This is a genomic window from Pseudothermotoga thermarum DSM 5069, assembly GCF_000217815.1.
GTDB lineage: Bacteria > Thermotogota > Thermotogae > Thermotogales > DSM-5069 > Pseudothermotoga > Pseudothermotoga thermarum.
The window spans coordinates 1,538,807-1,563,008 of sequence record NC_015707.1 but is presented as its reverse complement, the minus strand read 5'-3'; the positions used below and the strand labels follow the sequence as shown (position 1 = coordinate 1,563,008).

Genomic DNA, 24,202 nt, shown 5'->3' with positions numbered 1-24,202 from the left:
TCCTAGTACGTTTCTTTAATCAACCTTCTTTGAATCAACGATAAAGCAAGTATCACTGTGAAAAGAAAGACTGCCAACGCTGATGCATATCCCATCTTGCCGTATTCAAAAGCATTTTTGTAAATATAGTACGATATGGTTATGTTGCGCATACTCTTGATCAGGAAGTATATTTGATCAAAAACTTGCATACAACCTATTGTTCCCATTATTGAGACAAAAACTATTTGCGGTCTTAAAAGCGGCAGAATAATTTTCCAAAATATTTCCCAGTTATTTGCTCCATCTATTTTTGCTGCTTCAATTAAACTTACCGGTATATCCTGAAGTCCAGCCAAAAATGTCACCATGAAATAGCCAGCGGTAGACCATATGTTCATTATCATAACTGCAAAAAGAGCATATTTCGGGTCGTTCAAATAATCTATCGGTTGAAAACCTGCCCAACCAAATAGTGTTGTTAGCAATTTATTCAAAATCCCTGGTTTTGAATAAAGTAGCATAAAAATCATAGATTGAGCAGCAGATGATGTTATAGCTGGTAAAAAGAAAACAATTTTAAAAAGTATAACACCACGAATTCGCGAATTTGCAGCGACAGCTAGTACAATGGCAAGCAAAGTTTGCGTCGGGACCACGATTGAAGAGTATAGTAAAGTGTTAAGAAAAGATGACAAAAAATAAGGATCTTTCAACATCAATTTGAAATTTGCAAGTCCCACAAAGTCAGGCCTATATTTGGAGAACTTTTTTGCACCTTCTTGGCTTGTCAAATATCGCTTGAAAAATTCCGAAACCTTCATTTCGTGGGGTAATTTCCCACTTTTAAGATCCTGAATAAATTTCAATAGATCAAGGTTTTTCTCCACAATATTTTCTTCTGTCTTTGTGAGCGTAATTCCAACTTCAAGCTCAACAAATTCTATTGGATTCATTAGAGAAACTATATCCTCGGCAGCGTAAGAAATTATCTCATCTCGCGATAAACCAGTGTGTAATTCTACAGCTTCCAACGGATTGAAAGTGCGGTAAAATTTCCTTGCCTCTAGAGGTTGATAATTTGTTAGGCTGTAGTAAAAAGCCATTATAATTGGATAAACCAAAAACAGAGAAAATATGATAATCATGGGAAGGGAAAAAAGATAACCAATTAATACTTCCTTTGTTTTGTACCTCATAAGCTCCCCTCAAATTGTTTTTAATTGAAGCTGGGGGAGGCTAATTTTTTCCTCCCCCAGAAAAGTTTTGTTACTGCGAGACCCACTTCATGTAGTTTTCCTCAATGAATTTGATCGCTTCATCGATGGTGAGTTTCTCTGTGAATAAATCCCTCAAAACCGAATTAATTTGATCATTAGCCACGGAGAAAATACCTGTTGGTGTTGGCACTCTCCAAGGTGTCCCATACTCGGCACCTTTGTAAAACACCTGCTTGATTGGGTCTGTATCTTTTTCAGCTAGTGATCTTCTAGATGCTAAAACACCAGCGCCTTTCACAAAAATTTCCTGTCCTTCTGTTACAAGGAACTTGAGTACTTCCCAAGCAGCATCTTTGTTTGGTGTCTCTCTGTTGATCGCCCAGGCAACAGTGTAAATCATGGTTGACTTCTGCGTACCTTTTGGCATTTCAACTATGCCCATTTTTTTGAAAGTATCTGGGAATGATTCTCTCATAAAACCTATTGTCCATGGACCTTCCATAACCACTGCCACCAACTCTCTAGCCAAGGCCTCTCCAAGCCATCCTGCACCAACTGAAGCAGGTTCTTTTGCGACTTTTTCTTTGACAACAAGGTCAACGTAAAACTGCAGGGCTTCTTTAGACTTTGGCTCTCCCAGTGCTATCATAAGGGTTTCGGGGTCAACAACTCTTCCACCAAAGCTCACGATCACTGGTATGACTCTGTTGAAATCGGCTGCCAATCCCAGAGGAGTTTCAAATCCCTTATCTCTAAGCATTCTCAACTTTTGTAATAAACTTTCCCATGTTTCATCGTTAGTTAAATACGGTACCCCGTACTTATCAAAGATTTCTTTGTTGAACCACAACGCCAAAGTTGAGAAATCCTTTGCTATACCATATATTTTGCCTCGATATTTGAACGCTTCAACCAACGATGGAAAGAAATCTTCTAGATCGAAATTGTCTCTTCTTATGTAAGAATCGAGTGGTAGCAATACGTTGGCTTTTGCTAATTCTTCGAAAACATACACATCCACGTAGAATAAATCTGGCCCAGTTCCAGCTGATAAGCGCGTCATCAATGTTTGTTTGTAATCTCCAACAATCGGCTCCCAGACAACTTGAATATCTTTGTGCTTTCGGTTGAACGCGTCCACCATGTTCTTTATAGCTTGTTCCTCTACAGGGTTACCCGGCCACCCAGTAATAACGATTCTTGTTACTGCAGCTACATTGACGACAAATGCCACCGCAATTAATATCGCCAGGAATTTTCTCACACAGATCCCTCCTTTTTATAAAAAAGTGTGGAACAATCACTTTTCGCGCATAAATTTTTTTGTTCCACGAACGATGAGTTGAACATCGATGATCTCCGATTTCACCTTTTCTCTTAGTGATAGCTTATGAATTTTTTCTGCTGCCTTTTGTCCAACTAATTCTATTTGTTGATCAACAGTTGTTATACCTGCTATCTCGGAGATCAATATGTTGTCGAAACCAACCAAAGGTATTTCTACTCTATTCTCTTCCATGTATCTAAGAACAATGTAAGCCACGGCATCCGATGTACAAAAGATCCCATCAAATTGCTTAATATCGTATGTGCTGAAAATCTCTAAAGTTTTGTTTCTATCGTAATGGCTGTACGTAACCGTAATCTGTGAACCGTGCTTTAAAGCCACCTCTTTGAAACCAGCCAAGCGCTCTTTCTCAAAAGGTAAATCTGGTTCGCCTCCAACGTACAAAAGTTTCCTACAGCCTAATTCACACAAATGTTGAGCAGCTATTTGTCCGCCTTTTCTGTTGTTGGTATCTACAAAAATGAAATCTTTTCTGCTATTCTGTCCAACGCAAACAAACGGTACACCAAGGTTTTTCAATAAGTCTATTCTTTCGTCGTTTTCCTTTATATCCATAAGGATATAACCGTCAACTAACCTCGAGCGCACAAGTTTTGTGTAGTATTCTCTCACATCACCCTTGGTAAAACAATCCACGATCAGCTTCAACCCTTTTTCAGAGAAATACCTCACAGCACCTTTTAAAAACTTAGAAACATATGAATCTTCGAATACGCTCTCAACTTTGCTCATAACTGTTAGCAAGAAAACACCTGTTCTTCTCTTACGAAGCGATCTTGCAACAGCATGAGAAACGTATCCATATTTTTCAGCAACTTGCAAAACTTTGGCTCGGGTTTCTGGCTTAACTTTTTCTGGCTCGTTGAAAACCCTAGAAACTGTTGCAACCGATACCCCACAAAGTTTTGCAATATCTTTGACGGTCATTTATGTCACCTCAAAAATACAGAATTTTTAACTATCGATAATGTAATCGATTACTGTAATCGTTTACATAGCAAAGAAAATAAAAAATATCTCGATTAAAACCGCTTTTTTGTAAGTTAACATTCATGAAAGCTATTATTATAATATACTGTGTCCTTTGAAAAGTCAAACAAAAAAATTGACAATTTTTAGGGAAAAATATCAAAAAATTCCTTATATTTAGCAATTAATGGATAAAATCTTACTTTAACGTGTTCTTTTTTGTTTTTTCTCTTTCTTTCTACTTGGAACTATCAGGTTTTATCAGAAACTTTAACGCGAAAATTTTTATCTTTACGGTCAAACTATTCATTAATCACAACTTTTTGAAGGGCATGAAGATCGTTCAACCTTATGACGGAAAGGCTGTCAGGGTTTAATGCTTTCTTCAAAGTTATAACCAGTGTGCTGAATAATTCATAGGAAGTTATGCAAGGAATTCTGTATTGAACCGCCAAAGTTCTGAGCAACCTTCCAAAACTTTTACTGCCGTTCAGTTGTTCAACATTTTGAGGCGAATTTGTCACAACAACTATGTCAATTTTTCTTTCTCTGAACAACCTAACAATATCTTTTTCTTCGTCCTTTTTAATTTCTTTACAATTAACTCCAACTTTCTTTAAAGCCTTGGCTGTCCCAGTAGTTGCAACGATTTCAAACCCAATATCTTTCAAATAAACAAGAAGGGGAATAAATTTTCTTTTATCTTTATCTGCTATACTAACCAAAATCGTTTTGCTTCTTTTTTCAAAGTTTCCAGCGGCTATTTCAGCTTTTATGAACGCTTCGGCGAAATCTTGCCCAAATCCCATCACTTCACCTGTTGATTTCATTTCTGGACCAAAGGTAACATCAGTCCCTAAGAATTTACTGAAAGGTACGATAACTTCTTTGACTGCGTAATATTTTGGTATAGGAGTTGGTAAAAGCTCGCTATTTTCATCAAAATCCCTTCTGGCAGGATATGGCCAAAACTCCTTTAGAAGATCTTTCAAAGATTTTCCTATCATTACCTTAGCTGCGATTTCAGCTACTGGTATACCTATAGCTTTGCTTACAAATGGAAAAGTTCTTGAAGCTCTTGGATTGGCTTCTAGAACATAAATTTGCCCGTCTTTAACAGCAAGTTGTACATTCGCAGGTCCAATGATCCTCAACGCTTTAACAAGCTTGAAAACTACGTTTTCTATCTCCTCTATAGTTTCGTCAGAAATGCTGATTGGAGGTAAAACGCAAGCGGAATCACCTGAATGAACACCTGCTTCTTGTATTTGTTCCATAATTCCCGCTATCCAAACACTTTTCCCATCACTAACCACATCAACATCGAATTCTATGGCATTTTCAAGAAATTTGTCTATTAAAATTGGATGACCATCTGAAATCACGATTGCCTTACGTACATATTCTTCGAGTTTTTCCTCGCTGTCAATGATAACCATCGCTCTTCCACCTAGAACAAAACTGGGTCTAACCAGCACAGGAAAGCCAAGTTCTTTTGCTGCTTTCAAAGCATCTTCTACACTTGTCGCAGTTCTAAAAGGTGGACATTTTATTCCTAGATTTTTCAGAAGTACTGCAAATTTTTCTCGATCCTCAGCCAGGTCGATAGATTCAAAGTTTGTTCCCAGTATTTTTATTCCCTCTTCTGCAAGTTTTTTGGCAATTTTCAACGGAGTTTGTCCGCCAAAGCTGACGACAACTCCCATCGGTTGTTCTAAACGGATTATTTCTAAAACGTCTTCAGTTGTAAGTGGTTCAAAATAAAGTTTGTCGGATGTATCATAATCAGTTGAAACGGTCTCAGGGTTCGAATTGACCATTATAACTTCGTAACCCTCTTCTTGAAATGCCCAGGTTGTGTGAACGTTTGCGTAATCGAATTCTATTCCCTGTCCTATTCTGTTTGGTCCTGAACCAAGGATTAGGATCTTCTTCCTGTTAGAAGGTTTAGATTCATTTTCCACACCATTGTAAGTAGAGTAAAAATAAGGAGTTTTGGCTTCAAACTCTGCAGCACATGTATCAACCATTTTGAAAACAGGGAAGATACCATACTTTTCTCTAAGCTTTCTTATTTCCTTTTCAGTTTTTCCAAACATCTGCGCAATTTCTCTGTCAGAAAAGCCTTGTTCTTTCGCTATTCTCAGTGTATATTCATTCAAACCTTCTTTTTTCAATTTATTCTCAAAATCCATTGTTTCCTTAAGTTGAGTCAAAAACCATTTGTCAATTTTGGTTAATCTGTGAACATCTTCAACACTATATCCCTTTCGAAAAGCCGCAAAAATGTATGACAACCTCTTCCAAGTTGGGTTTGCAAGATTTTCATCAATTTTCGTAAGATCCAGCTCAGGTGCTATATCCAGTTCTAACGCTCTTAAAGCTTTACCTATAGCTTCCTTAAAAGTTCTTCCAATTGCCATAACTTCACCAATCGATTTCATTTGAGTTCCAAGTCTTTCATCTGCTCCAGGGAATTTTTCCATTTGAAATCTTGGTATTTTCACCACAACATAATCAATTGTTGGCTCAAAGGCTGCAGTCGTTTTACCAGTTATGTCATTAGGTATTTCATCAAGCGTGTAACCAACAGCAAGTAGAGCAGCTATTTTGGCTATGGGATAACCAGTTGCCTTGGAAGCCAAAGCTGAGGATCTTGAAACTCTTGGGTTCATTTCGATGACAACCATCCTACCATTTTCAGGGTTTACAGCAAACTGAATATTCGCTCCACCAGCAGTCATTCCTATTGCTTTCATTGCAGCTTTTGCCCAGTTGCGCATTTTTTGATATTCAACGTCTGTAAGGGTTTGCGATGGTGCTACGGTGATGGAATCACCGGTGTGAATACCCATTGGATCGAAGTTCTCTATCGAACAAACGACTATGAAATTCCCTTTGGAATCTTTCATAACCTCAAGTTCGTACTCTTTCCATCCGATCACGGATTCTTCTATCAAAACTGTTCCCACAGGGCTGGCCGCAATTCCCGTTGCCACTATTCTTTCAAGATCTTGCCTGTTGTATGCGATTCCTCCACCGGTTCCACCCAACGTAAAACTTGGTCTTATCACAACGGGATATCCGTATTCTTCAACCACCGCTAAAGCTTCTTCAACGCTTGAAACCAATCTGCTTCTTAGAACCTCTAAACCTGCTTCAAGCATGGCCTGTTTGAAAAGCTCTCTATCCTCGGCTTTCTTTATAGATTCAAGGTTTACACCTATCAACTGTACACCATATTTTTCAAGAATACCTTTTTCCGCCAATTCTGCTGCAAGATTTAACCCCGTTTGACCACCAAGAGTTGGCAAAATTGCATCTGGTCTTTCTTTCGCTATGATCTTTTCCAAAAATTCCACGGTAAGCGGTTCTATGTACACTGCATCTGAAAGTTGTGGATCAGTCATAATTGTGGCGGAATTTGAGTTTACAACAATAGTATAATATCCTGCTTTTTTCAGGGCTTTCAAAGCTTGTGAACCAGAATAATCAAATTCAGCGGCTTGGCCTATAGTTATGGGTCCTGAACCTATCACAAGAATTCTTTTTATATCATTTCTTCTTGGCATCAACAATCCCCCCTCATTAACTTGGCAAAGTCCTTGAAAAAGTCTTTACTGTCGTGTGGACCTGGGGATGCCTCGGGATGAAATTGAACACAAAAGACCGGCTTGTCAATCAATCTGAGGCCTTCCACAGTGCAATCATTTAAAGAAATGTGCGTTATTTGTACCTGACCAAAACCTTCCAAGCTTTTTCCAACGAAAGATTTCGAAAAATCTATTTTCCACACTTCCTCGGGAAGATCTATTCCAAAAGATTTTGGATCCACAGCATAACCATGATTTTGAGTAGTTATCAAAACCTTTTGAGTTCTCAAATCCTTTACAGGATGATTTATCCCTCTATGACCAAATTTCATTTTGTAAGTTTGTCCGCCTACGGCGAGAGCTATAAGTTGATGGCCGAGACAAATACCAACCAAAGGTACCTCGAATTTCAGCAAATTGCGAATATTTTCGACTGTTTTCTTAAGAATCTTTGGATCTCCAGGACCATTTGAAATCAAAACTCCATCTGGTTTTATCTTTTTAATCTGATCAACTTCAAAATCGTATCTTAAGCGAATCAACTTTGCTCCAAGTTGCTCAAGCTCCCTAATAATCCCATACTTAACACCACAATCTATTACAACTATCTTTGCCCCATCAAAGTCTTCAACTGCTTCTTGCTGACAGGTAACTTTTTTTACAAGATCAAGTTTTCCTATATCTGCTGATTCTCTCACCCTTTTTACAAGAGAACTTGGTTCAAGATCTAGTGTTGAAATCGCGGCTTTCATCGTCCCTTTGGATCTTATCTTTTTGGTTATCGCTCTTGTATCCACTCCTTCGATGCCAATCACGTTGTAACGCTTTAAAAATTCATCTAAAGTTGTTGTCGCCCTGAAGTTAAAAGCTTCTTTTATCGCACGAAAAACTACAAAACCGTTAACTTTAATTCCATCGGACTCAAAATCTTCGTTGTTAATTCCATAAATGCCTATTTCTGGATAAGTCATGATCACTATTTGTCCAGCGTAAGAAGGGTCCGTCAAAACCTCCTGATATCCAACCAAGCTGGTGTTGAAAACCGCTTCTCCAAAGGTTTCTCCACTGGCACCAAAATTGGTTCCGAAAAAATAGCTTCCATCTTCAAACGCGAGCAAGGCTTTTTTACCCATTTCAATTTCCCTCCAACTTATCAACCAGCCGCTTGCAAATTCGATTGCATGACTTTTTGTAAGCAACTTTCGAATATGTTCAACCCATAACTTATTTCTTTAAACGAAATTGTCAAAGGTGGAAGAAATCTTAAAGTGTTGTTCCCAGCAGGCGCAAGAAGAAGTCCTTCCTTAACACATGTTGAAGAAAACTCCTTTGCAGAGATTTTATTCAGCTCAACCCCTATCATCAAACCAATGCCCCTCACATCTTTTATCAATTCAGGATATTTCTTTTTCAATCTTAATAAACCGTTTTTCAGCCTTTTTCCAGCCTTCTCAACTTTGGACAAAAACTCTGGCTTTGAAATTTCCTGAAGAACACTGATTGCAACTGAGCAAACCAGCGGATTACCCCCAAAAGTAGAACCATGATCACCTGGTTCCAAAATATCCGCTTTTTCGTTGACTAAAACAGCTCCTATTGGTAAACCTCCTCCCAACCCTTTTGCAAGTGTTAAAACATCCGGTTGAACATCGTAAAGTTGATATGCAAAAAGCTTTCCTGTTCTACCTACTCCACATTGAACTTCATCGAATATAAGTAATGCGTTGTACGAATCACAAAGATTTCTAACCTGTTGCAAAAATTCTTTTTTTGCAGGCACAATTCCGCTTTCTCCTTGAATGGGCTCTAAAATCACCGCACAAATGTCTTCAGACATTTTCTTTTTCAAATCTTCAATGTTGTTGAATTCAAAGTACTCAAACCCATCCACAAGAGGAGTAAAAGGTTTTTGGTATTTCTCCTGAGCAGTTGCACTGAGAGAACCATAAGTTCTTCCATGGAAAGAATTAGTAGCAGATAGAATTTTAAATTTAGTTTGTGAAAACTTCTTTCCGTATTTCCTTGCAATCTTGATAGCTGCTTCATTTGCTTCTGTTCCGCTATTTGCAAAAAAGACTTTTCCTTTTCCAAAGGACTTTTCAATCAAAAGTTTTGCAAGTTCCATCTGTGGTCTTGTCCAATAAAGATTGGAACAGTGTATCAGCTTTTCAGCCTGGGTTTTGAGGGCTTTCAAAAGTTTTCTGTTGGCATGTCCAAGTGAATTAACCGCTATTCCCGCCGCAAAATCAAGGTATTTGTTGCCATTTTCATCCCAAACCCATGAACCTTTACCGTGATCAAGCACTATAGGATATCTACTGTAGGTATTCATCAAATATTCGTTCATAGTTAACCCTCCTTTATGATTGTTCCAAGCGTCATTCCAAAAATCTCAAGTAAAACCGCATGCTCAATCTTTCCATTTATTATGTGCACACTCTTTACCCCATCTTTGACCGCATCTATGACACCTGTTAGTTTTGGAAGCATTCCTTCCTTTGCTACACTTGTTTCAATTAAATGCTGAGCTTGAGAAATTGTAAGCGATTTGACAACTTCCCCGTTCACCAAAACACCATCTACATCCGTGAGAATGATCAGCTTTTCAGCCTTTAAAGCTTTGGCAAGATAAGCTGCCGCCACATCTGCGTTTATGTTGTAAATCCCATCCTTACCACTCCCCACTGTTGCAATAACAGGTATATATCCTTTGTAAAGAAGATCTAAGACAAAGTCACAGTTTACTGAAACGATTTTTCCAACAAATCCTATGTCTCCAAAGGTTAAATCTTTTTCACATTCGAATAAATTTGCATCAACTCCGCATACACCAACTGCATTCGCTTTAAAATCGTTTAATATTTTCACCAAATGTTTGTTTGTTTTTCCCGCCAAAACCATCAACACCACTTCCAACGTTTCTTTATCTGTTACCCTGTATCCACTTTGAAATTTGGTTTGAATTCCTAGTTTTTCTAACATTTGATTTATCTCAGGCCCTCCACCGTGAACAACTATCGGCTTTATTCCAAAAGCTTTCATCGTTGCAATATCTTTGGCAAAGCTCTCCAAAGTTTCTTTGCTCCTCATAACACTTCCACCAATTTTCGTAACGATTATTTTCCCCTTCAAATCGGTAAGCATTGGTAGTACATCCAAAATCGTTGGTATTCTATATGTCATCTTTTGTACCTCCCAGATATTTCGATGAATTTTTCTGTTAAATCGCAACCAAGCGCTTTAGCACTTGCCTGACCTTGCTTAAGATCCAAAACGATCTTAACTTCTTTCTGAGCAAGGATTGATCTTGCTGTTTCCTCGTCAAAGCTGCATCCACAACCATTTTCAACTAGTTTTACCATCTTTCCCTCCGCCAAAAGGTAAAGATCAACTTTTGAATAATCAAATATGACTCCGGAATACCCAGCGGCAGCTAGTATTCTTCCCCAGTTTAAATCCTCCAAATGAATTGCCGTTTTAACTAGATTGGATGAAGCTATTGTTCGTGCAATTTTCCTAGCTTTTTCAATATCTGGTGCCCCAAGTACTTCAACTTCTATCACTTTGCTTGCCCCTTCACCATCCTCAACTATTTTCCTTGCCAATTCCATGTTTATCTGGTTTAGGGCTTTGAAAAATTCCTCACATTCCTTTGTCCCTTCGTTTATTTCCACATCGCTAAAACCGTTTGCCAAAATCAAAGCCATATCGTTTGTGCTTGTGTCACCGTCAACGTCGATCATGTTGTAAGTTTGATCAACAGATTCCTTGAAAAGTTTTTTCAACAACTGTGGAGAGATCTTTGCGTCAGTCAAGATAAAGGCAAGCATTGTAGCCATGTTTGGATGAATCATCCCGCTACCCTTTGCAATTCCCAAAATTTTCACCTTTTTACCGTTCAAATTCAAACAAACCGAGGAAAGTTTCAAAGTGGTATCGGTTGTCGTTATTGCCTCCGCAAAGCCAAGTGGATCCGTTGTAAAATTTTCAACGGCCATTTCTATACCGTTGATTATCTTGTCCATAGGAAGTTGAACACCGATCAAACCAGTGGAAGCAACTAAAACGCTATCTTCGTCAAGCATCAGCTTTTTTGCCAGAAACTCTGCCGTTGCAATGGCATTTTTCAAACCAAGTTCGCCGGTGCAAGAATTTGCAACACCACTGTTGACAATCACTGCTCTAATGTTTGTGTTATTTCTTTCAAGCACGTTTGAAGTGTACACAACCGGTGCGGCTTTGATCGTGTTGGTTGTGAAAGTACCCGCTGCACTGCAAGGTGCAAGGGAATATATTATCCCAAGGTCCTTTCTTTTTCTTCTTATTCCACAATGAACGGAGGAGAATAAAAATCCTTCAGGAATTTGCTCCATGCAACCTCCTCCTTTCTCACGGGAAAATTGGATTTTCAACAAGTCCTAAATCTTCTTCAAGGGAGAACATGACGTTCATGTTTTGAACGGCTTGTCCAGAAGCTCCTTTCACTAAGTTGTCTAGAACACTGATCAAAACTAAGGTATCGGTTCTTTCATCCTTTGTCATAGATATGAAAACGTGGTTTGAACCAACAGTCCATTTGGTTGAAGGAAAAACATTTGGTTCCAACACGTGCACAAATTTTTCCTTCTCGTAGAATTTTTTATACAAATGATAAACATCTAACAGCGAAGCTTTCGTCTTAACATAAATCGTGGAAAGGATACCGCGCGTCATCGGTGCAAGTTGAGGAGTAAACACCAGTTGCACTTTTTCACCAAAAAGTTTTGAAAGTTCTTGTTCCATTTCAGGTACATGTCGGTGGTTGACCACGCTGTAGGGTTTCATGCCTTCGTTGAGTTCGCAGAAAGAATATTCAGCGCTGTCTTTTCTTCCAGCTCCAGAAACTCCCGATTTCGAATCGACTGTTATCGTCTGGTCCAGCAAAAGTTTCTCCTTCAGCAGCGGCGCCAAAGCCAAGATAACCGATGTGGGATAACAACCTGGGTTTGCCACGATTCTTGCATTTCTAATTTGCTCGCGATAAATTTCCGTTAAACCGTAAACTCTGTCGAATTTTTCGTAGTTTTCCAATTTCTTGCCGTACCACTGTTCATAAACCTTTGGATCGTTGAATCTGAAATCCGCCCCAAGATCTATGATTTTTGGTTTTGAAAGCTTGTTGGCTATTTCGTAAGATACACCAGTTGGAACAGCTAAAAACACCACATCACTCTCTTGAGCTAATTCGATGGATCTTTCAAGATCTTCAATCATTTTTTCTTCGAAGCTGAACGGAAAATGGTAACTTAAACTCTTACCGGCATGGCTTTTTGAGGATATCACCTCGAGATTTACGTATGGGTGTCTTTTGAGTATCCTCAAAAGTTCCAAACCTGTATAACCTGTTACTCCAACGATGCTGACCTTTATCATACTTGACCTCCCTTTGAATATTGGATAGCAACCATTTTGTAAGCTTCTCTAAAAGGAATTCCTTGTTTGACCAGCTCGTAAACTTTGTGGGTGGAGAATACCTCTTCTGTCAGACTTTTCTTGCATTTTTCTTCATCAACTTTCAAACCATCGACGATTACTTTCATCACAACGATCATCTGTTTGACCGTTTCAAAACTGTCAATCAATGGTTTCTTCAACAGTTGAAAATCCCTATGATAACCAGATATCAAGTTGGATGAGAGAGAAAGTATCTGCATCAAATTGCCAATCAATCTGTGGTAATTGGCTCTTAGCAATTCCAAGGGATCTGGGTTGAATTTGTGCGGCATTATAGAACTACCAGTGCAGAACTGCTTTGGTAGCACAACGTAACCTATTTCTTCTAAAGAGAAGAAAATCAAATCCGTAGCCAATTTATTCAAATCGTATCCAATTTGCAGCAAAGTTTGAACAATAAGTGCATCAAACTTTGCTCGGCTGTTTTGGGCGTATATTGGATTTTCTTGAACCTTTTTAAATCCAAGTTCTTTCGCGGTAAATTCCCTGTCGACCTCGATCGGTACACCATAACCAGCGCCAGTTCCCAAGGGGCATTGATCGATTATTTCGTAAATTGCTTTGAGCAATTTTAAATCGTCTTGTAGAGCATCTACAAAAGCATAAGCATAAATTTCAAAATTCGTTGGCATAGCTTTTCTTGTATGTGTGTACCCAGCAAATTGCACCGAACGATATTTCTTGGCAAATTTTTTCAAACTTTTTTGAAGATCCTTTATTAGACTATAAATTTGCATTAGCTCATCTTTTTGATAAAGCCTTATGGCAGTTAAAACTTGATCATTTCTAGATCTTGCAGTATGGATCTTCTTTCCAATTTCCCCGATTTCTTGAACAAGGAAATTTTCTATTGCTGTATGGCAATCTTCTTGCTCTTTTTTTATTTCAAATTTTCCAGCTTCGACCAAGTTCAACAACTTTTTCAAAGCATTTTCGATTGCTGAAAATTCTTCAACCGTTAGGAGATTTTTCTTTTGAAGCATTCGAGCGTGTGCTATGCTTGCCAATATATCGTATTCGATCAATTTCATATCTAGCAAGTAATCTTCCCCTACGGTGAAATCTTCAATCAAACTGTCAAGTTGATAACCTTTATCCCAAAGTTTCTCAGACATCCACAAGCCCCTTTCTCCATTCAAATGGATCTTTTGATCCAAGAACTACGTTGTGTGCTTTCAAACGAATCGCGTGAATGTTTATGAATCCTTTTGAGTCAGTTGAATCAAACCCACCTTCCACATCCATGCTCGAAAGATTTTGATCATACAGCGAGGTTGGAGAATACCTTGCGACTGGCCAGACATTTCCTTTGTATACCTTCACGATCACCCATCCATCGATTTTCTCTTGAGCTTTTTTGAAAGCAGCCAAAAGAAAATCCATCTCAGGAGAAAACCAAAAGCCGTTGTAAATCAATTCGGCGAATTTCGGTGCCAACATATCTCTAAGGTGCATGACTTCTTTGTCCATCGCTATGCCTTCAAGGTCTCTGTGGGCAATCCAAAGTATCGTTGCTCCAGGAGTCTCATACACACCTCTTGATTTGATTCCGATGAACCTATTTTCAACCATGTCAACTCTTCCTACGCCGTTTTTTGCACCTATTTCGTTCAAGTACATGAAAAGCTCCAAAGGCGTTGTTTTCTCGGTGCCATCTTTTAGGTTAACTACTTTTATCGGTATACCATCTTTAAAGTGAATTTGAAGCAGCGTTTCCTCATCGGGGGCATCCTTTGGTGAAATAGTCCTGGTAAAGATAGACTCATCTGGCACATAAGCTGGATCTTCAAGTTTTCCAGCTTCATGGGAAATATGCATTAAGTTCTCATCTTCACTGTATGGTTTTTCAATAGTTGCTTTGACTGGTATACCTTTCTCCTTGGCATATTTCAGCAAATCAGTTCTTCCTTTGAACTTACTCAAAAATTCTGGATCTTTCCAAGGCGAGATCACCTTGAGCGTTGGATCCAAGGCGGCGTAGGTCAACTCGAATCTAACTTGATCGTTTCCCTTACCCGTCGCACCGTGTGCAACGTACTTGGCACCTTCTTTGTGAGCTATTTCAACTTGCTTCTTGGCTATCAAAGGTCTGGCAAGGGCTGTTCCAAGAAGATATCTGCCTTCGTACATCGCATTACCCATCAAAGCAACAAAGATGTAATCTCTTACAAACTCTTCTTTTAAATCTTCAACATAAACTTTTGAGGCTCCTGTTGCAAGCGCCTTTTGCCTGATGTAATCAAAATCGTCCTGCTGCCCAACATCGGCAACGTAGGCGATGACTTCAAATCCTTTTTCGACCAACCATTTCAGGATGACCGAAGTATCCAATCCTCCACTGTAAGCAAGAACTACTTTTTCACCCATAAGTTCACCTCCTAAAGGTTGCCATAGTATAAAAAAAGCGGCCATATCTTTCGATATGGCCGCTGGATGCAAAAAGGCAACGAAGGGCTTAGGTGCCTTCTTGCACCCACCGGCCCTTCGTTCGCCTTATGTTCTTTGTTGGAAACATTGATTTTGTAACTTCAAGTATCCTCTTCACGATATACTCCCACCTTGTTTGGCAAAATTATAACAAGATAAAGACTTAGTTTGTGGTTAAAATTCCTTGCAAATTTATTTGCGATCAAGTGAAAAAACATGATGTAACAAAGTATTGGATACAAGTTTGTAAAGACAACACAAAATCAGTTTGTGGTACAATGCTTAAAACACAAATTGATAACTGTCTCAGGAGGGATGCAAGTGAACTACAAAGAACTTTATTCGGACTTTGGAAAGAATTTGAATCTTTCCATCGTGAAAGAACTGTTGAAGTTTGCAGCAATTCCTGGTGCGATATCTTTTGGTGGTGGGGTACCGGATCCTGAAACGTTTCCGAGAAAAGAGCTTGCTGAAATAGCCAAAGAAGTGATTGAAAACGAATATTACTACACTTTGCAGTACAACAGCACCGAGGGCGATTCTCTGCTTGCCGATCAAATGATTAAATTCTTCAAAAAAGTTTATGGTGTGGACAACCTAAAACACGAAAACATACTTTTTACCAATGGTTCGCAACAGGCAATCGATCTTGTGACACGCGTTTTGTTGGACAAAGAAAGCATATGCATAGTTGAAAATCCCGTCTACTTTGTGGCGTTTGCTTCGTTTAAGACGGCCTTGCCAACTATCATCGGTATACCTTTGGAAGATGATGGGATGAACCTTGACGTTCTTGAAAACGTTCTTCAAAACCTAGACATGGGAGGAAAGATTAAGAAGGTGAAGTTCATCTACACTGTTCCAAATTTTCACAATCCAGCAGGTGTAACGATGTCACTTGAAAAGAGAAAACGTCTTTTGGAGATTGCGGCAAAATACGATCTTTTAATATTGGAAGATGATCCATACGGTCTTCTTAGATTTGAAGGAAAGCATCTTCCAAGTTTGTTTTCGCTTGCAGGTTGTGAAAGAGTTTTGTTGTTGAACACCTTCAGCAAAGTTTTGACACCAGGTTTAAGAATAGGAACTATAGTTGGCCCGAAAGAACTTATAGAAAAATTTGCCGATGCCAAACAAATTGTGGACCTTTGCAGCCCTAGTTTGAACCAAAGGATAGCTGCCAGGTACCTTCAAAGATATGATTTGATCAGTCAACTTGAAAATGCTATACAGATTTACAAAAGGAAGCGTGATATCATGGTTGAAGCGCTTGCGAACGAATTTTCTGATATACCAAACACCAGGTGGGTAAAACCCGAAGGAGGTTTGTTCGTCTGGCTTACTCTTTCAGAGGGTTTTGATACATTGGAAATGCTTCACTTTGCCAAGGAAAAAGGTGTTTTTTACGTACCAGGTCAATTGTTCACCGTGGATGAAAAGCCAAGTTCTTCAATGAGACTTTCTTACTGTCTTCCACCAGAGGAAAAGATAATCGAAGGGGTAAAAAGGTTAAAACAAGCGGTTGTTGAATATGGCGTGAAAAAGGGTTTGCTGAGATAGCTTATATCTATCAACAATTAAAAAACTTGGGCTTCCAAATAATCCGTGGTTTTTTCTTTCGGTGTATAATGATTATGATAATCATTATCGATCAAGGGGGCATCAAAATGAAACCGAAGCGAGAACACCTTACAAAAACTGCCATGACAATCCTAAAATTGCTTGAAAATACCTATCTTCCCTTGAATGCATATCAAATTTCGAAAAAAGCAAAAATACCTGTGCCCAGTGTTTATAGAAACATAAGCGTTCTTGAGGAAGAAAACCTTGTAAAGTCTTTCGAGTTTCGTGGTTTTAGCTACTACTATCCGGCGGACAGGCACGTGCATTACTTTGTGTGCAACAATTGCGGTGCAATATTACCGGTTATGCCCTGTCAAATTAAAGAAGCAGAGATCGAAAAATCAATAGGAGGAAAAATTTTAGATCACACCGTAATCTTTCAGGGAATCTGTAAAGATTGTCTGCGAAAGGAGGTTTAAATGTGAGAAAAATCATTCCTTTCATCATGGTTATTTTGACTACAACACTTTTTGGCTTAAATCTTGTGGCAACGATAAATCCATATTATCTTCTTTTGAAAGACTTAGTTGCCTCAACCAATTGCGGGATACATTTGCTTATAAAACCAACCAGCAATCCACATACCTTTTCTCCAACAATTTCAGACGTCAAAAAACTTTCTGCAGCTGATTTCGTGTTGGCAAACGGACTTGATTTGGAACCTTATCTTAAAGGGTACAAAAACGTGATTTACGCAAGCGATTTTATCCCGAAAGAATTTTTGATAGAAGCCGACGAACATCAAGAAGATCATCACGATCATGGAAAGTTCAACCCGCACATCTGGCTTTCTCCAAAGCTTGTTAAGGATTTCATCATTCCTAAAGTGGTAGAAGTGCTATCTCAAAAAGATCCGCAGAACGAGGAAATCTATAGAAAAAACGCATTTAATCTGATTAAACGTTTGGAAGATATTCAAGTACGACTGGATCAAACCTTAAGAAATTTTGAAAACGGTGTTTTGGTGATAACCCATCCCTCCACGGTTTATTTGACTAGCGAATACAAGATAAAAACTCTGGCACTTGAAGAGGGACACGGAAAAGAACCAAGTGCAAAGAAAATCAAAGAAATCATAGAGGAAGCAAAACAGAGAAAGCTTTTGGGTATATTTGCCGAAAAACAGTTCAACCCAAAACTGCTTGAACAAATAGCCAAAGAGTTGAAGCAAAAAATAATCGTCATAGACCATCTTGGCGTCGAAGCAAACAATATTGTTGAGTACTACGAGAATCTTCTTAAAGCTTTTCAAGAAGCGGTGCAAGCGAGGTAACTATCATGGTGAAAATCAAAGTTGAAAACCTCTGCGTTAAATTTGGAGAATACTACGCTTTGAAAAACGTTTCCTTCGAGGTAAAAGAAAAAGAATTCGTTGGGATAATAGGGCCCAACGGAGCTGGAAAAACAACGCTTTTAAAAGTTTTGGTTGGTGAGATAAAGAACTATTCTGGAAGAGTGGAGATAAATGGAAAAATAGGTTATCAGCCGCAGTTTCATACTGTTAACAGAGAATTTCCCATAGATGTTTTAACCTACGTTTCTTTGCCTTTGTACGTGAAACACAGAAAATTTTCCAAGGAATTAAAAGCCAAAGCTGTTGAAATGTTGAAAAAGGTTGGACTTGCTGAGAAAGTCAGCTTTCCTGTTGGCAGCCTTTCGGGAGGAGAACTTCAAAGACTATCACTTGCGAGGGCTTTGCTTTCGGATGCCGACATACTTTTGCTCGATGAACCAGATTCTGGGGTCGATGAAATGGGCAAAAGCAGTTTCTACGAATTGCTTTCCGAATTGAAGAAGGAAAGAAATTTGACGATCGTAATGGTTAGTCACGACATAGGGTTGATTTTCAAAGAATGTAGTACCATTATGTGCTTGAACAAAACTTTGCACTGTCATGCCCCAACTGAAAAGATAAGTCCAGAAAAGTTGAAAGATCTGTTTGGTCAGTTCGACATATGGATACGTTCCAACGGCCATTATGAAATCGAGCATCGAAGGTGATGAACATGCTGGCGGATCTTGTAAAATACGAGTTTCTCAGAACGGCTATTCTTGGGACAACGTTGGTATCTGTTCTTTCGGCTTTCGTTTCTCCGATAGTTGTCTATCGGAAGATGGAGTTCATAGGAGATGGTGTTGCACACGCAACTTTTGCAGGACTTGCGGTTGCATCGATCTTATCTTTAAGTCCCATACCACTGGTAACAGTAACCAGCGTTGTTTTTGCAGCGTTCGTGTGGTATTTTTCAAAAAAAGGCAAATTCTCCGAAAGTAGCACCATTGGAACACTTCTTCCAGTTTTCATGGCTTTGGGTGTGATAACGTTATCCAAAAGTAAAAGTTACACTACCGATTTATCCAGCTTTCTTTTCGGTAATGTACTTTTGATAAACAAAAGCGATATTGTTTTTGCCTTTATTGTTTTTAGTTTGACGTTGATTTTCTACTTATTTTTGTGGAAAGATTTGATTTACTATCTTGCCGATGAAAAAGCTTCGCAGTTCTATGGAATAAACGTTAATTTACTCAGCCTTTTGATCATGATCCTTGTATCGTTGACTGTGGTTACCACTGTGAAAATCTCCGGAATAATTCTCATGGGAACTTACATCGTCATGCCTGGGGTTTTTGCAAAGACAGTATCGAAAAACTTGAGGGAAATTCTCCCTAGTTCCATTTTGTTTTCGACCATAAATTCACTTGTGGGATTCATTCTTGCATATCATTTCGATTTACCCCCAGGACCGACTATAGCCCTTACAAGTTTTGCATCTTTAGCTGTTGCAATTTTGATTTGTAGAAGATGAATCATTAGCTTTATTTGTGACTTGTTTGTTTTAAATGTTATATGCTAAAATGGAATTAAAGCATTCATACAAGTTTTGTCAATGAGTGCTAAACAATTATGGTTGATGAAGAAAAATTCATTCAAAAACTGTACGATTCGCTTTCCAACAATTTTGAAGTTTACCTTGATGTAAAGGTAAATGATTTTTATTGCGATTTATTTGGAAAATTTCAAGATACAAAGGTAAGAACCTTCATTACTTCGAAGGACGTAATAGATCAATACACGAACTATGAGTATTTTGTGGTTAAGAGATTTCAGGAGCAATCTCTTTCCCACCTCATCGAATATGTAAATCAAGTGGTTTCTCTGCATGAAAATTACACCAAACCAGACGAATACCACATGTCCACTGTTACAAATTGCGTTCTTTTAATCCCTTTAGTTGACGATAGCGTCGAAAAATTCATCAAGAGGTTTAAGTACAAAAAGGTGTACAAGTTCTACCTTCATGGCTGGAGTGAGATAAGACTGTGCGCTGTCGATCAGAGCACTGGAAGAATTTTCAAAAGCCGCAATGCTGGGATTCTCAAGAACTTTCTTGAGAAGCTCATATCAAAAACACAGGAGGTGTTGCGATGAACGCAGTGTGGTTGGTACTTTTGGGAGGATTGTTCTTTTTCCTCGCGTACAGATTCTACGCCAGATTTCTGGAAAAGCAGTGGGGGGTGGATCCAAGTAGGAAAACACCTGCCCACAAGAAGTACGACGGAGTAGACTACGTACCAGCTAACTCAAAAGTTGTTTTAGGCCATCACTTTTCATCCATCGCTGGAGCTGGTCCAATAGCCGGTCCAATTCAGGCATCGATGTTTGGATGGTTTCCAGTGTACTTGTGGATAGTGCTTGGAAGTATCTTTGTTGGTGCGGTTCACGACTTTGGGGCTTTGTTCTCATCGCTGAGACATGGTGGAAAAAGCGTTGGAGAAATCATTCAGTACAACGTTGGCAAAAGGGCAAAGATTCTTTTCAACCTTTTTGCATGGTTTGCCCTTGTCTTGGTTGTGGCGGCATTCACTGATATTGTCGCCTCGTCGTTTGCCTACAATCCACAAGTAGCAGGTTTTCAACCTGGTCCGGCTGCCGCAACTTCATCTGTTTTGTACATTTTCCTGGCAATTTTGTTTGGATTTTTGGTTTATCGCCGCAAAACGAAGCTTTCCATTTCAACAATAGTTGGAGTAGCTCTTTTAGCTTTAACTATTTATATCGGTTATGTGGTTCCCTTCATGGCTTTTTCCAAGCAAACTTGGTACTACATTCTGGTTGTATACATATTCCTTGCTTCAGTTTTGCCAGTTTGGCTGTTGCTACAACCACGTGATTATTTGAGTTCATTCTTGCTGTATTCAATGCTTGCTGGAGCGATTCTTGGACTTTTCATCACAAGACCGACTCTTCAGCTTTCAGCATTTAAAGGTTTTACAGTCACAACAGCGGCAGGACCGCAATATCTTTTCCCAATACTATTTGTCACAGTCGCTTGCGGTGCAATTTCTGGGTTCCACTCTCTTGTTAGTTCTGGAACAACAGCAAAGCAAATTGACAAGGAAACAGACGCCAAACTTGTTGGCTATGGTGGAATGTTGATCGAAGGTATGGTGGCAATAGTGGCTTTGATATCGGTTGCTTATGTTGCTCGGGCTCAAGGTGCACCTGCAACTATTTTTGCCACAGGAGTAGCTACATTCATGAAGAGTTTCGGAATACCTTTTGAAGTTGGTAGGATTTTCGTTCTTCTTGCTTTCACAGCTTTTGCCTTGACAAGTCTTGATACAGCAACACGACTTGGCAGATATCTTTTACAAGAGCTCATGGAAACTGTGTTTGGAAAGAACTTTTTCCTGAACAACAGATACGTCGCGACGGCTTTGACAATTGGAGCTGCTTGGGGACTTTTGAGTTACGGTTACACCAAGATCTGGCCAATCTTTGGTAGTTCAAACCAGCTTCTTGCCGCATTGGCATTACTCTCTCTCAGCGCATGGCTTGTAAGACAAGGCAGGAAGATTTTCTACGTCGTTATACCTATGGTCTTCATGTTCTCGGTAACTTTGAGCGCCTTGGTGATTCTAATTAGAAACAACTGGATTGCAAAGAACTACTTGCTCGTCACAATAGCAACCATCTTGTTCATACTTGCTGTTGTGTTGATTATCGAAGCAACAAGAGTTCTTGTGAAAAAACAATTTCCAGCTAAGACGTATGAGGAACTTGAACTGGCAGCTGAAACAGGCTATAAAGACAGCAAAAGAGGTCCTTGTTAATTCGAAAACTCATAGATCAAAAAGAGCAGGGCATAACCCTGCTCTTTTAATTTTACCGAAATTGCAAAAGCTCAGATACTGCCAACTGAATTAGTTCAAACAACCTGAGACCTAAGATCCCAGTTATTGCACTGAAAGAAGTCAAGATATAACTTGCTATAGGTATCGAGATCTTTTCAGTTTCATGATGCTGTCCAGATGAAACCCTTTGATAATGCCAAAGATATCCAACAAGGGAAACAATCGCAACAAGCAAGACCAAGAGCAGTCTAAACAATTGTCCTTCCCTTACAAAGCCCATCGCTATGAAAAACTTGCTGAAAAATCCACCCAACGGTGGAACACCGCCTATTTGTAGCAACCCAACCAAATAGATTGCGGATAACAATCGATTTGATTTGAAAATAGCCGACAATTTCTCTATATCCCTGCTTTTGGCTTTATCACTCACAATTCCAGCCAAAATGAAGAGCAGACTCTTACCAAAAGAATGGCTTATCATCAAAAAGATTGCTGCGGATATTCCGACGACGTTGTTCGAAGAAATGCCCATCAATATCATTCCAACATTGACCAGAGAGGAGTACGCCAGAAATCTTTTTATATCTCTTTGCAAGAACAACTGCATCGAACCATAGAAGGATGTTGCTGCACCAATTATGAACAGAGTCAACAGCACTCTTTCCATGCCTGATTTACCCAGAAAAGCCGGAAAAAGCGTGTACACATACCTTACAACAACAAAAAGCCCAACTTTGATCGTCACGCCAGAGAGCAAAGCAGAAACAGGTGTGGGTGCTTCAGAGTGCAGATCCGGCAACCAGAAATGATTTGGAAAGATAGCCGATTTGAACAAATAAAGAACAAGTGCAAGCGCAAATCCTATGGTCAATGTCAAGGCATTTATTGATCTAACTGTCAACAGGCGCTTAATAAAATCTTCCATATTCACTGTCCCAACGGCGTAGTAAATTACCACCAAACCCAGGAAGGAGAGAGAAGAAGCGATGGAGGAGAAAACCGAATACTTTATCACAGCCTTCAAAGCATTGACAGAATCTTTACCAAAGACGGCTATTCCAAAAATTGAAACTGACAGTACTTCCATGATAACGTATTGATGAAACAAATCCCCAGCGTAGATCGTTCCAAGAACTCCTCCAAAAGCACCCAAAAGCAAAACGTAGTAATAAGCTAGATTCTTTTTTGCTTCTTTATAATATTCAATACTGAAAAGCATTATCGCAAAGATTGTGATCGAGAATGCAAAAGCAACAATTGCAGCCAATTTATCTATTCGATATTCCACACCGTAAGGTGCTTTCCATCCGCCAAAGGTATACCTTAAAAGTTGGTTGTTCCAAATTTTAATCAAAATATACGTGGATATTGAAAATACCATAACCGAAACGATGGCAGAAAAAATGTGATAATAGATGTTTTTTCTTATCACAAAACTTGTTGCAAGAAGAAAAAAGGCAGCTCCAACAAGCAGATAAGGTCCTAAACCGATGATATTTTCCATAACTTTTTCACCCTATTCGAAAATCTTTTTGATGTATTTTTCAAAAGGTTCTGAAATCTGTTTTTCATCGTCTTTTGCATTTATCCAGTGAACATAAAGTATCTTTTGTTTTTTGTCCACATCAACGACCACAGTACCCGGTGTGTTGGTTATACAAGTAGAAAGCAAAAAGACAGAATATTCATTTTCCACGTCGTATTTAAGCTTGACTATCTTGGGATTTGTTATCTTCGAAGGCTTGAGAATTAGATGAATTACCTCCAAATGAGCTTTGACTTCATCGATCAGAAAATACTTGAAAATAAACACCAAAAAATGCCAATACCTTTTAAGCTGAAGAAATTTCCTTGCACTGCGAACATAGTTTTTTCCGAATGCAAATCCCATCACCAGCGCGATGAAAATTCCAGATACAATAGCCAAAGGACTTGTATTAGCTGAGAAAGCTATGTATATTGCAAAGATAAATAAGGCAAAAATCAACGCTGCCATCGTAATGGAAACTTTTTTCACTCATTTTCACGCCTTTCAATGCTATCGTAATTCAGAGTCTTTGTAAGAATGTAGAATTTGAGAATGAAAAAGACTATGACCATCAGAATGGCAAGCTCTATAACTATCGAAGTCAAAACGAAAGCCTGTGGAAGTGGATCCACGGCTCTTTTTGCAAGTTCTTCAACTTGGTTTAAGTTTGGATAAAGGTTGTCAAAAATCGGTACCTCTGGAGAAGTTTGTTTGTCAATCCATTTGCGATAACCCACAAAAATGGCAAGAAGGTTTATCGAATCGGTTGCAATCGTAAGCAGTATCAGTTTCTTGATCAAGTTCTTCTTGACGATGAAGAATATCAAGGCAAGAAGAAAGTTGAGTATCACGAAAGACGCTGTCAAGGAAAGCGCCCAATCCATTT

Annotated in this window: 21 protein-coding genes; 7 read left to right on the top strand and 14 right to left on the bottom strand. The window is 38.9% G+C overall.

Annotated elements, in window-relative coordinates; translation table 11 throughout:
- Positions 1-2 precede the first annotated feature (2 nt).
- The 11 genes from THETH_RS07830 to THETH_RS07780 all read right to left on the bottom strand — a co-directional run bounded on the left by THETH_RS07830 (position 3) and on the right by THETH_RS07780 (position 14,969).
- Positions 3-1,178 (bottom strand): carbohydrate ABC transporter permease, encoded by a 1,176-nt coding sequence (locus THETH_RS07830; protein WP_013932814.1) that lies wholly within the window; start codon positions 1,176-1,178, stop codon positions 3-5.
- A 70-nt stretch (positions 1,179-1,248) separates the two neighbouring features.
- A complete protein-coding gene (locus THETH_RS07825) occupies positions 1,249-2,463 on the bottom strand; it encodes an ABC transporter substrate-binding protein (protein ID WP_013932813.1) in 1,215 nt (404 codons plus the stop codon).
- A gap of 36 nt (positions 2,464-2,499) precedes the next feature.
- A complete protein-coding gene (locus THETH_RS07820) occupies positions 2,500-3,474 on the bottom strand; it encodes a LacI family DNA-binding transcriptional regulator (RefSeq protein ID WP_013932812.1) in 975 nt (324 codons plus the stop codon).
- Positions 3,475-3,818: 344 nt separating this feature from the next.
- Positions 3,819-7,088: a carbamoyl-phosphate synthase large subunit gene (carB, locus tag THETH_RS07815; protein ID WP_013932811.1), complete on the bottom strand. Its 3,270-nt coding sequence runs from the start codon at positions 7,086-7,088 to the stop codon at positions 3,819-3,821.
- The gene (gene carA, locus THETH_RS07810) at positions 7,088-8,242 is read right to left on the bottom strand and encodes a glutamine-hydrolyzing carbamoyl-phosphate synthase small subunit (RefSeq protein ID WP_013932810.1); all 1,155 of its coding nucleotides are present in this window, start codon (positions 8,240-8,242) and stop codon (positions 7,088-7,090) included. The genes carB and carA overlap by 1 nt, the downstream gene beginning before the upstream one ends.
- A gap of 20 nt (positions 8,243-8,262) precedes the next feature.
- The gene (locus THETH_RS07805; protein ID WP_013932809.1) at positions 8,263-9,456 is read right to left on the bottom strand and encodes an acetylornithine transaminase; all 1,194 of its coding nucleotides are present in this window, start codon (positions 9,454-9,456) and stop codon (positions 8,263-8,265) included.
- A gap of 2 nt (positions 9,457-9,458) precedes the next feature.
- Positions 9,459-10,292: an acetylglutamate kinase gene (gene argB / locus THETH_RS07800; protein WP_013932808.1), complete on the bottom strand. Its 834-nt coding sequence runs from the start codon at positions 10,290-10,292 to the stop codon at positions 9,459-9,461.
- A complete protein-coding gene (argJ, locus tag THETH_RS07795; RefSeq protein ID WP_013932807.1) occupies positions 10,289-11,482 on the bottom strand; it encodes a bifunctional glutamate N-acetyltransferase/amino-acid acetyltransferase ArgJ in 1,194 nt (397 codons plus the stop codon). Before argJ ends, argB begins: the two co-directional genes overlap by 4 nt.
- 16 nt (positions 11,483-11,498) lie before the next feature.
- Positions 11,499-12,521, bottom strand: a complete 1,023-nt coding sequence (gene argC / locus THETH_RS07790) for an N-acetyl-gamma-glutamyl-phosphate reductase (RefSeq protein WP_013932806.1) — start codon at positions 12,519-12,521, stop codon at positions 11,499-11,501.
- Positions 12,518-13,717: an argininosuccinate lyase gene (gene argH, locus THETH_RS07785; RefSeq protein ID WP_013932805.1), complete on the bottom strand. Its 1,200-nt coding sequence runs from the start codon at positions 13,715-13,717 to the stop codon at positions 12,518-12,520. Before argH ends, argC begins: the two co-directional genes overlap by 4 nt.
- Positions 13,710-14,969 (bottom strand): argininosuccinate synthase, encoded by a 1,260-nt coding sequence (locus tag THETH_RS07780; protein WP_013932804.1) that lies wholly within the window; start codon positions 14,967-14,969, stop codon positions 13,710-13,712. Before THETH_RS07780 ends, argH begins: the two co-directional genes overlap by 8 nt.
- Before the next feature lie 381 nt (positions 14,970-15,350).
- On the opposite strand from THETH_RS07780, the gene THETH_RS07775 reads away from it, so the two are divergent.
- The 7 genes from THETH_RS07775 (at position 15,351) to THETH_RS07745 (ending at position 21,767) form a co-directional block, all read left to right on the top strand.
- Complete coding sequence (locus tag THETH_RS07775) at positions 15,351-16,589, top strand: aminotransferase-like domain-containing protein (RefSeq protein ID WP_013932803.1); 1,239 nt, start codon at positions 15,351-15,353, stop codon at positions 16,587-16,589.
- Between the two features lie 107 nt (positions 16,590-16,696).
- Positions 16,697-17,071: a Fur family transcriptional regulator gene (locus tag THETH_RS07770; RefSeq protein ID WP_013932802.1), complete on the top strand. Its 375-nt coding sequence runs from the start codon at positions 16,697-16,699 to the stop codon at positions 17,069-17,071.
- Positions 17,072-17,073: 2 nt separating this feature from the next.
- Positions 17,074-17,925, top strand: coding sequence for a metal ABC transporter substrate-binding protein (locus THETH_RS07765; RefSeq protein ID WP_013932801.1), 852 nt, complete (start codon positions 17,074-17,076; stop codon positions 17,923-17,925).
- A gap of 5 nt (positions 17,926-17,930) precedes the next feature.
- Positions 17,931-18,653 (top strand): metal ABC transporter ATP-binding protein, encoded by a 723-nt coding sequence (locus tag THETH_RS07760; protein ID WP_013932800.1) that lies wholly within the window; start codon positions 17,931-17,933, stop codon positions 18,651-18,653.
- 5 nt (positions 18,654-18,658) lie between these two features.
- Positions 18,659-19,459 (top strand): metal ABC transporter permease, encoded by an 801-nt coding sequence (locus THETH_RS07755; protein ID WP_157723337.1) that lies wholly within the window; start codon positions 18,659-18,661, stop codon positions 19,457-19,459.
- A gap of 98 nt (positions 19,460-19,557) precedes the next feature.
- The gene (locus THETH_RS07750) at positions 19,558-20,082 is read left to right on the top strand and encodes a hypothetical protein (RefSeq protein ID WP_013932798.1); all 525 of its coding nucleotides are present in this window, start codon (positions 19,558-19,560) and stop codon (positions 20,080-20,082) included.
- Positions 20,079-21,767 (top strand): carbon starvation CstA family protein, encoded by a 1,689-nt coding sequence (locus tag THETH_RS07745; RefSeq protein ID WP_013932797.1) that lies wholly within the window; start codon positions 20,079-20,081, stop codon positions 21,765-21,767. Before THETH_RS07750 ends, THETH_RS07745 begins: the two co-directional genes overlap by 4 nt.
- Before the next feature lie 52 nt (positions 21,768-21,819).
- Here THETH_RS07745 and THETH_RS07740 read toward each other — a convergent pair whose 3' ends face one another.
- Genes THETH_RS07740 through THETH_RS07730 form a run of 3 tightly spaced genes read right to left on the bottom strand, consistent with a single transcriptional unit; the run spans position 21,820 to position 24,200 of the window.
- On the bottom strand, positions 21,820-23,292 hold the full coding sequence (locus tag THETH_RS07740) for a proton-conducting transporter transmembrane domain-containing protein (protein WP_013932796.1): 1,473 nt from the start codon (positions 23,290-23,292) through the stop codon (positions 21,820-21,822).
- A 12-nt stretch (positions 23,293-23,304) separates the two neighbouring features.
- The gene (locus tag THETH_RS07735) at positions 23,305-23,805 is read right to left on the bottom strand and encodes a Na+/H+ antiporter subunit E (protein ID WP_013932795.1); all 501 of its coding nucleotides are present in this window, start codon (positions 23,803-23,805) and stop codon (positions 23,305-23,307) included.
- Positions 23,802-24,200 (bottom strand): sodium:proton antiporter, encoded by a 399-nt coding sequence (locus tag THETH_RS07730; RefSeq protein WP_013932794.1) that lies wholly within the window; start codon positions 24,198-24,200, stop codon positions 23,802-23,804. The genes THETH_RS07735 and THETH_RS07730 overlap by 4 nt, the downstream gene beginning before the upstream one ends.
- Positions 24,201-24,202: the final 2 nt, after the last annotated feature.